An 8161-nucleotide genomic window follows, 5' to 3' on the forward strand; every position below is an offset into this window, starting at 1 on the left:
CGCCAGGCCCCCTTCCCGCCGGCTGACCGTCAGGGCGGGAACGGCCCGACCAACGTGGCGGTGCGACCCGAAAAGGGGAGAAGGCGTCGGAAGCGGACAGCCGGGCGGCGCAGTGGGGAAGTCGCCGCCCGGCGACCGTGAGTTAGCCGACAATCCCGGTCGCGGGTGGTATGCCGGTCGCTGACCTGGTCATTGTGGGTCCATGCCCCGCCCCCGGACGCCGCTGTCGCGGCTGCTCACCGTGCTGCTCGCCGGCGTGCTGGCCGGTCTCGCCCTCGCGGTCGCCGCGCTACCCGGCAACCTGCTGGCCGGGTACGCCGCCAAAGCGGCGCTCGGGGCGTACCGCGACCTGCCGGCGGCACTGGCCACCCCGACCACCGCGCAGCGCTCCTACGTCTACGCCAACGACGGCAGAACCCTGCTCACCACCTTCTACGACGTCAACCGCACCGACGTGCCGCTGGCCGAGATCACCCCGGCGATGCGCCAGGCGATCGTGGCGGCGGAGGACCGGCGCTTCTACTCGCACGGCGGGGCCGACCTGCGCGGTATCGTCCGTGCCCTGGTGGCCAACGTGACCGGCGGAGACACGCAGGGCGGCTCCACGCTGACCATGCAGTACGTCCGCAACGTGCTCAAGAGCGACCCCCACCGCAGCGCCCAGGAGCAGCAGGCGGCCACCGAACAGACCGTCGGGCGCAAGCTCCAGGAGATCCGGTACGCCACCGCGCTGGAGCACAAGCTCAGCAAGGACGAGATCCTCAACCGGTACCTGAACATCGCGTACTTCGGCTCCGGGGCGTACGGGATCGCGGCGGCCAGCCAGCGCTACTTCGGCAAGACACCGGCCGACCTGACCCTCGGCGAGGCCGCCCTGCTCGCCGGCCTGGTCCAGTCCCCGGACGCGTACAGCCCGATCGACGGCGACGCCAAGGCGGCACTGGCCCGGCGCGGGTACGTGCTGAACGCCATGGTCGGCACCGGCGCGATCACCCAGGCGCAGGCCGACCGGGCCAACACCGAGAAGCTGGTCCTGCACCCCACCGCCCAACCCAACGGCTGTGTGGCCACCCGACCCGCCGACGACGGCTTCTTCTGCGACTACCTGCGCCGCTGGTGGCTGGAGCAGCCCGCGTTCGGCGCCACCGGTCAGGAGCGGGAGCAGGCGCTGCGCCGGGGCGGCTACACGGTGGTCACCTCCCTCGACCCTCGGGTGCAGGCCACCGCCGTGCGGGAGGCCCGCGAGGTCTACGCCGCCGACGACAAGCGGGCGCTGCCGATCGCGGCCGTCGAGCCGGGCACCGGCCGGATCCTCGCCATGGCGGTCAACCGCCCGTACGGTGTCGGGCCCGGCCAGACCGTCAACCCGCTGGTCTCCGGCGGTGGCGGCATCGACGGCTACCAGGCCGGGTCCACGTTCAAGCTCTTCACCATGCTCGCCGCGCTGGAGTCGGGGCGTACCCTCTCGACCGGGTTCGACGCACCCAGCCGGCTGCTGACCCGCTACCCGGCCGAGGGCGAGGGCAGCTGTGACGGCAAGTGGTGTCCGGCCAACGCCAACCCGGAGCGGATGGACGGCTACCGGATGATGTGGGACGCCTTCGGCCGCTCGGTGAACACCTACTTCGTCTGGCTGGCCGAGCAGGTCGGCGAGGACAGGGTGGTGGAGATGGCGCAGCGCCTCGGCATCACCTTCCGGGCCGGGTCCGACGCGGCGTTCGCGGCACACGACGCCGCGAACTGGGGCGCGTTCACCCTCGGCGTGGCCGCCACCACCCCGCTGGACCTGGCCAACGCGTACGCCACCGTGGCCGCCGAGGGCATGTACTGCACCCCGACGCCGGTGGTGTCGGTGACCGCGCCGGACGGCCGGAAGGTGCCGGTCGGTGCGCCGTCCTGCAAGCGGGTGCTGAGCCAGGACGTGGCCCGGGCCGCCACCGACGCGGCGCGCTGCCCGGTGGGGCAGCAGTCCGCGTACGGGCAGTGCAACGGCGGAACGGCCGGTGGGGTGGACGGGATCGTCGGCCGCCCGGTGGCCGGCAAGACCGGCAGCTCGGAGCAGAACGCCACGGAGACCTTCGTCGGGTTCACCCCGCAGGTCGCGGTGGCGGGCATCGCCGCCAACCCGGACAACCCGAGCGACGCGGTCGGCGCGGCCGTGCAGTCGCAGGTGATCGCGGCGGTCGCCCGGATCATCCGCACCGCCGTGGACGGCCAGCCGGTACGCGACTTCACCGCGCCGAGCCGGGAACTCGCCGGCGACATGCGGCGTCCCGAGCCGCCTGCGCCGTCGCCGTCCGTGACGGGTCCGGCCATCCCGCCGGACCTGCTGCGCTGGCTCAACCGCCGGGGCTGAGCCCCGACGCCCCGTCCGGGGCCCGCGCGCTCTCCGCTGTCCCCCGGCCGGGGGACGGATGTCCCTGCCCGCGGGGACGACCGGACCGCCAGGGTCGGTCCTCAGCAGGCGGGTGGGGACCCGCCCGGCGAGAGGAGCAGCGGTGAGAACAGCGGGAGCACCAATCGGACGATCGGGAAGCGGTGCGCTTCTCCGTATCGTCAAGCCGGGTCGCCGGGGAAGACGCCGCGGGCCCGGTGGCGGCCGGTGGGGTGCTGCGGCACTTGTCGCGGCACTGCTGGTCACGATGCACCAGACGCCCGCCCGGGCCGCCGACCCGGTGCCCTTCGACGAGCAGACGGTGCACGGCGCGCTCTTCGGGGCGGTGGTGCAGACCCGCGACGCCGGCGCGGCCGGCCTGAAGGACGCCCTGCTCACCGCCGAGCTGCTGGACTGGCGGGCCACCCACCAGGGAGCCGACGCCGGTCAGGTGGCCGGGCACGTGGCGGCCACCCGGGCGGTCGCCGACGCCGCCGCTCCGGACAGCGGGGGTGACGAGCGTTCCCGGTTCGCCGTGGCGATGGCCGTCCTGGCCCGGCTCGGCCAGGCGACCAGCACCGGTGCGGTCACCAACGGCCCCGCGGTACGCGCCTTCCTGACCAGCACCGTCGGGGCGGAGGGCGCCAACGTGGTGGCGGACGCGCTGAGCCTGGTGCGCGGCGGCTACCAGGACGCGGCGTGGAACGCCCGCTCCCGGGACGTGGTCCGGTCGACCTGGACGCAGTTGCACGGGCATGGCCGAGCGGGTTCGGGTGCTGATCGTGGACGACCATCCGGTGGTCCGGCGCGGTCTGCGGACGATGCTCGAAGGGGAAGACTGGGTCGACGGCATCGTCGAGGCGGCCACCTGCGCCGAGGCGGTCAGCATTGTCGTCACCGAACGGGTGGCGGTCGTCGCGATGGACGTGGCGCTGCCCGACGGCGACGGGGTGGAGGCGACCCGGCGGATCCTGCTGTCCCGGCCGGAGACCCGGGTGCTCATGCTGACCATGGCCGACGACGAGGACGTGGTGAACCGGTCGCTGCGGGCCGGTGCCCGGGGTTACGTGTTGAAGGACACCGATCCGGACGTGATCGTCGACGCTCTGCGTACGGTGGCCGGCGGTGGTCTCGTCCTCGGCCCCCGGGTCGGCCCGCAGGTGCTGACCACGCTGCAACGCCAGCCGGTCGAGCTGCCGCCGCCATTCGACCAGCTGACCCCCCGCGAGCGGGACATCCTGCGGCACCTCGCGGCCGGCGAGACCAACGCCCGCATCGCCCGGCGCTTCGGGCTCAGCGAGAAGACGGTACGCAACCAGCTCTCCGCGGTCTTCGCCAAGCTCGGGGTGACCGACCGGGTGCAGGCCGCGCTCCTGGCCCGCGACGCCGGCCTCACCGGCTGAGCGGCCCCGTCAACGGCGCGACCCACCCGGTCCAGCGGGGTGGCCACCGACCGGTCCGGCTGCCCCGACCGCGCTACGACTCCGCCTGTCCCTGGGCTCGCCCGGCGCGCTGTCCGACACGGAGGACGCTGAGGTAACGGCGTGCTGCCCGGTCGCCCATCCGGGTGCGGATGCGCTCGGCGATGGCGTCGAGCAAAGGCTCACGGACGTCACGATCGAGCCTGCGGTACAGCGACAGCGAGCGAAGGAGATCGGCGAAGCCGTCCCCGTCGAACCACTGAACGGCCGGGTACCAACGCACGACCGTGGGGCCGAACAAGCCGCCGGGGTCCTCGACCAAGCCCCAGCCCTCGTCGGTGCCGCGCACGTCGTCTTCGAGTGGCGGATGACCCCAGCCGGGGTTTCCGGGGGAGAACCGCTCGTGCAGATCGGCGGTCTCGGCGTACACCTCCGGTTCGCCCGGCCGGCGGACGACGACGTGACCGAGCAGGGCCATCCAGCCTCCCGGACGGAGCACCTCGTGCGCTCGCGACCAGCCGATCGGCGGATCGACCCAGTGCCACGCCGAGGCGGCTACCAGGACATCGAAGCGTCGACCGCGATCGTCCCACTCCTCGAACGTCGACGTCTCCACGGTGACGTTGCCGAACTCGGCGAGCCGTTCGCGAGCGAGTGCGGCCATACCCGAGCCCGGCTCGACGGCGGTCACCGGACAGCCGAGCGCCGCCAGCGAATGTGTCGCCTGACCTGTACCGCAGCCCACCTCAAGCACCGGCGACCCTGCGTCCATGCCGGTGGTGGCGACGAGGTCGGCGAACAGCTCGTCGGGGTATCCCGGCCGCACCCGGTCGTAAAGCTCCGGCACCTCGTTGAACAGCCGACGACCGAGGTCACGTCGATCCATGCCGCCCATCGCACCATCCTGCCAAACGGTTGTTGCGCCGGTGGGCCGTCCACGCGCGAGATCGCTGCGGCGATGACGCCCATCAGTCTCATCTCGCAGAACCGGGTACCCGTCGGCGTCCCCTGCCAGCTCGCCGACTTCCGAGCAGCCGCGGATCAGCCACCGCTGACCGCTCGACGGATTGCCCTGGTGCACACCACCCGGAGCGACAAGAGCGCAGGTGCCCTGTCAGCGGATGACCCAGTCCGCGTCCGCCAACTCCGGCGTATTACGACGTGTTACGGTGAAGGAGCGCCGGAACGCGAGTACGTGTGGACCGACGAGGGCTTGGACAACGCTCGCCGCAACGGCGTCGGCGTGGACGAGGCAACCCAGGCCCTGTACGCCCCGCCGGGCTTACGCTACGAGCGCGCCCTCGGCGACTTGCTGCTCATCGTGATGGGCATGGCCGATAGCGGTCGAGTCATCGCCGCGCTGTGCGACCGCATCGGTGCCACCCAGACATACAAGATCATCGGGGCTCGTGCCCTACGTGGCGCAGACCTTGACGAGTGGAGGAGGCGAGTCCTGTGACCGAGCCGGACTTCGACCGGATGACCAAAGACGAGGTCATCGCCTGGTTCCAGAACACCGACAGCCTGATGCCGGTCATCAGATCCATGACCGCAGCGCCAACGACCGGCGCCGCACCTGAGGCACCCATGATGCTGGTCAGCATCCGGCTACCTGTCCCGCTCGTCGAACACCTCGACCGCCTCGCCGACCAGGCCGCGACCCGGCGATCCGACATCATCCGCGACGCCCTGACCAGATACATCACCGCTTGCACCGCACCCGTCAGCCGCGACGAGGCCGAACACGCCCTCGACGTACTCCGCCGCATCGTGACCAACCGCACCACCGAAGGCCACGCCGACGCGGCATAACCTTCAGCGAGGCACGCACGAAACTCGGTTCATCGTCCGCCAAGGTCGCCGGCAGCTGGGGAGACTCGCGGATCACCTGGACCGTCGGCCCTCCCACCCTCGGTCAGCGGGCGTGGACCACGTTCGCGTTCATCCTCGGGCTCTGGCCCAGGTGAGGAAGCGGTCGGTCAGGTCCACCCGTCGGTCGGGGTTGAGTTGGGCGAGCTGGTCGCTGGCCTCGGCCATCAGCGTGCCGAGGTAGATGATCAGGGCCGTCCGGTCCTCCCGGTACTCGGAGAGCAGGGACAGCCGGGCCGGTTGGCAGGGCCACTCCGCGCCGCAGTTGCGGCATCGCCACAGCGGGCGCATGGCGACGTGTGGGACCACGCGGCGGGCCGTCATCGCAGCCTCAACGCGATGGCTCGGGCCTCGTCGTCGCTCAGCGGCAGGAACCACACGAACCGCTTCACGATCTGCGGCGGCTCCGGGCCTTCGGGGCGTCCGCGCAGATCCTTGATGGCGCGGCTCAGCAGGAACGACATGGCGGGGATGAGCGTCGAGGTGGTGAGCTGGTGCGCCGGGATCGCCTGGAAGACCGGGCAGGGCCATGGTTCACCGCACGCCTCGCAGTTCCAGGTCGGGTGGGAGCCGATGTGGCCGGTGACCGTGCGAATGTCGTCGAGAACGGTCACCAGCGGCCCCCGTTCGCGCGCCACTCCTGGCCCGGCGTGAGTCCGCCGGCGCGGCCGGGCCCCTGCTGGGGGTAGGGCTGCGTTGGCAGGCGCATCCACTCCGGCAGGTTGGTTCCGCGCACCCGGCGCGGCAGCGTCGGTTGCTCCTTGGCCCGGCACCGGAAGAACGGGATACGCACGTCGACCTCCTCGAAGTTGGGAAGGGGCCGCCCCTGCACGGGGGAACACGGGCGGCCCCAGGGCAGGACCCACCCCAGCTACGCTCAGCGAGGAGCAGGTCCGCATGAGTGACAGTCTGGTTAGGATCGGTCTGACTTCGACAGGCGCTCATGCCGACTGAGCTGGTGATACGCCAACAGTGAGCGCCGCCGGACAGCACTGGGAAACACGCCGCGGAGATTGGGCAGGAGATGGGTATCCGATGGGCAGCGTGATGGATTACGTGGTGATGGAGCTTCGCCTGTTGCGAACCACCCTTGGCCTCAGCCAGGAAGACTTCGGCAAGGCCATCGGCTACTCGGCCTCGCACGTCAGCTCGGTGGAGACCGGCGGTCGCCCACCGACGATCGACTACGCCATGGCCGTTGACCGGGCGCATGACCCGGCTTGTGACCGGCAGAAGGGCGGCCGGTTCGCCCGGATGCTGCGGGAGCTGTCCAAGGTCGACCCCGAGTGGCTGCGCGAGTGGATCGGGCTGGAGCGCGAGGCGACCCTGCTGCGCTGGTACGAGCCCGCCTACGTACCCGGCCTTCTGCAGACCGAGGCGTACGCGCGAGCAACGCTCGCGGACGGCCTACTGCTGCCAGACGAGATTGAGCAGCGGGTGGCGTCCCGGCTGGAGCGGCAAACGATCGTGACCCGGGACGCGCCCACGCCGCTGGTGGCGGTAGTTGACGTGATGGTTCTTCGTCGGCAGATCAACGGACATGCCAGCGTCATGCGGGAACAGATCGATCACCTCGTCAAGATGGCCGAGCTGCCGCACGTCCAGATACTCGTAGTCACCGAGGAAGCAGGGGTCTACCCTGGCCTGCAGGGAGGATTCATCCTGGCCACCCTGCCCGACGGATCGGTGGCCGCGCACCTGGACCATCAGGTGCAGGCGCAGGTCGTGAACCAGCCTGATCGGCTTGCTACCCTCCAGCGAACGTGGGAAATGGTCAGGGGCGAAGCCCTCTCGCGCAGGCAGTCACTCGACCTCATCAAGGAAGCGGCGCAGACATGGACATGAGCGGTGCCAAGTGGCACAAGTCGACTCGCTCCGGCTCGAACGGCGGATCGTGTGTGGAGGTGGCCGACAACCTGCCCGGCGTGGTGCTCGTCCGCGACACCAAGGACCGCGAGGGCGGCATGCTCCAGTTCGCCCCGGAGGCGTGGCAGAGCTTCGTCACCTTTGCCAAGACCCGCTGACGGCACAACTGCCGACGTACGAAAGAGCCCTCAGCTTCATGCCGAGGGCTCTTTCGTTCACCGCATCAGCTGCGTGAACTCCACTGCTGATTGGCACCACCGTGGCAGGTCCATAGTTGGAGCTTGGTGCCGTTGGAAGTGCCCGCGCCGCTGGCGTCAACGCACAGTCCGGACTGGACTCCGGTGATGGTGTTGCCGCTGACGTTCCACTGCTGGTTCGGCTGGCCGGTGCAGTCCCAGATGATCACGGCGGTGCCGTTGGTGGTGCCCCGTCCGCTGGCGTCCAGGCACTTGTTGCCGTAAACCCGCAACTCCCGGCTCGCGGTGTACGTCCAGCGCTGGTTCGTCGCGCCACGGCAGTCCCACAACTGCATCTGGACGCCGTTGCTGGTGCTCGGCGCATCGATGCACCGGCCCGACTGCGCCCCAACGATCATGGCATTCGACAGGCCGGGCGGCGGGCTGCTCGGGGG

Annotated in this window: 12 protein-coding genes; 6 read left to right on the plus strand and 6 right to left on the minus strand. The window is 70.9% G+C overall.

What is annotated here, in order from left to right; translation table 11 throughout:
- The first annotated feature begins 202 nt into the window (after nucleotides 1-202).
- Nucleotides 203-2356: a transglycosylase domain-containing protein gene (locus E1166_RS27435; RefSeq protein ID WP_132342808.1), complete on the plus strand. Its 2154-nt coding sequence runs from the start codon at nucleotides 203-205 to the stop codon at nucleotides 2354-2356.
- 465 nt (nucleotides 2357-2821) lie between these two features.
- Here the strand turns inward: E1166_RS27435 and E1166_RS27440 are convergent, their stop codons facing one another.
- Nucleotides 2822-3001 (minus strand): hypothetical protein, encoded by a 180-nt coding sequence (locus E1166_RS27440; RefSeq protein WP_132342809.1) that lies wholly within the window; start codon nucleotides 2999-3001, stop codon nucleotides 2822-2824.
- 128 nt (nucleotides 3002-3129) lie between these two features.
- Between E1166_RS27440 and E1166_RS27445 the strand changes: the two genes are divergently transcribed.
- Entirely contained in the window at nucleotides 3130-3777 is a 648-nt protein-coding gene (locus E1166_RS27445; protein WP_132342810.1) for a response regulator transcription factor, read from the plus strand.
- Nucleotides 3778-3850: 73 nt separating this feature from the next.
- On the opposite strand, the gene E1166_RS27450 is transcribed toward E1166_RS27445, so the two are convergent.
- Nucleotides 3851-4876: a class I SAM-dependent methyltransferase gene (locus E1166_RS27450; RefSeq protein ID WP_207914572.1), complete on the minus strand. Its 1026-nt coding sequence runs from the start codon at nucleotides 4874-4876 to the stop codon at nucleotides 3851-3853.
- Here E1166_RS27450 and E1166_RS27455 point away from each other — a divergent pair.
- Nucleotides 4871-5254 (plus strand): hypothetical protein, encoded by a 384-nt coding sequence (locus E1166_RS27455; RefSeq protein ID WP_132342811.1) that lies wholly within the window; start codon nucleotides 4871-4873, stop codon nucleotides 5252-5254. The two genes, E1166_RS27450 and E1166_RS27455, sit on opposite strands and share 6 nt — an antisense overlap.
- The gene (locus E1166_RS27460; RefSeq protein WP_132270915.1) at nucleotides 5251-5607 is read left to right on the plus strand and encodes a ribbon-helix-helix protein, CopG family; all 357 of its coding nucleotides are present in this window, start codon (nucleotides 5251-5253) and stop codon (nucleotides 5605-5607) included. The genes E1166_RS27455 and E1166_RS27460 overlap by 4 nt, the downstream gene beginning before the upstream one ends.
- A 129-nt stretch (nucleotides 5608-5736) precedes the next feature.
- On the opposite strand, the gene E1166_RS27465 is transcribed toward E1166_RS27460, so the two are convergent.
- From E1166_RS27465 to E1166_RS27475, 3 genes are read right to left on the minus strand one after another with little or no spacing between them, the layout of a single operon-like run.
- Nucleotides 5737-5988: a flavin reductase gene (locus E1166_RS27465; RefSeq protein WP_132270916.1), complete on the minus strand. Its 252-nt coding sequence runs from the start codon at nucleotides 5986-5988 to the stop codon at nucleotides 5737-5739.
- Nucleotides 5985-6278, minus strand: a complete 294-nt coding sequence (locus E1166_RS27470) for a hypothetical protein (protein WP_243710549.1) — start codon at nucleotides 6276-6278, stop codon at nucleotides 5985-5987. Before E1166_RS27470 ends, E1166_RS27465 begins: the two co-directional genes overlap by 4 nt.
- Nucleotides 6275-6457 carry a hypothetical protein gene (locus E1166_RS27475; RefSeq protein WP_132342812.1) on the minus strand — a complete coding sequence of 61 codons (183 nt, stop codon included), beginning with the start codon at nucleotides 6455-6457 and terminating at the stop codon, nucleotides 6275-6277. The genes E1166_RS27470 and E1166_RS27475 overlap by 4 nt, the downstream gene beginning before the upstream one ends.
- Before the next feature lie 242 nt (nucleotides 6458-6699).
- Between E1166_RS27475 and E1166_RS27480 the strand changes: the two genes are divergently transcribed.
- A complete protein-coding gene (locus tag E1166_RS27480) occupies nucleotides 6700-7509 on the plus strand; it encodes a helix-turn-helix transcriptional regulator (protein WP_132342813.1) in 810 nt (269 codons plus the stop codon).
- Nucleotides 7506-7688 (plus strand): DUF397 domain-containing protein, encoded by a 183-nt coding sequence (locus E1166_RS27485; protein ID WP_132342816.1) that lies wholly within the window; start codon nucleotides 7506-7508, stop codon nucleotides 7686-7688. The genes E1166_RS27480 and E1166_RS27485 overlap by 4 nt, the downstream gene beginning before the upstream one ends.
- A 65-nt stretch (nucleotides 7689-7753) precedes the next feature.
- Here E1166_RS27485 and E1166_RS27490 read toward each other — a convergent pair.
- Nucleotides 7754-8161: RICIN domain-containing protein (locus tag E1166_RS27490; RefSeq protein WP_165944446.1), on the minus strand; the 408-nt coding region annotated here is incomplete at its 5' end.

It is taken from the genome of Micromonospora sp. KC213, assembly GCF_004348325.1.
Lineage (GTDB): Bacteria > Actinomycetota > Actinomycetes > Mycobacteriales > Micromonosporaceae > Micromonospora.

What these genes read in the sequence shown, in the direction of transcription:
- E1166_RS27445 (WP_132342810.1), top strand. Translation starts at nt 3,130, where the DNA reads ATGGCCGAGCGGGTTCGGGTGCTGATCGTGGACGACCATCCGGTGGTC.
- E1166_RS27485 (WP_132342816.1), top strand. Translation starts at nt 7,506, where the DNA reads ATGAGCGGTGCCAAGTGGCACAAGTCGACTCGCTCCGGCTCGAACGGC.
- E1166_RS27435 (WP_132342808.1), top strand. Translation starts at nt 203, where the DNA reads ATGCCCCGCCCCCGGACGCCGCTGTCGCGGCTGCTCACCGTGCTGCTC.
- E1166_RS27480 (WP_132342813.1), top strand. Translation starts at nt 6,700, where the DNA reads ATGGGCAGCGTGATGGATTACGTGGTGATGGAGCTTCGCCTGTTGCGA.
- E1166_RS27465 (WP_132270916.1), bottom strand. Translation starts at nt 5,988, where the DNA reads ATGACGGCCCGCCGCGTGGTCCCACACGTCGCCATGCGCCCGCTGTGG.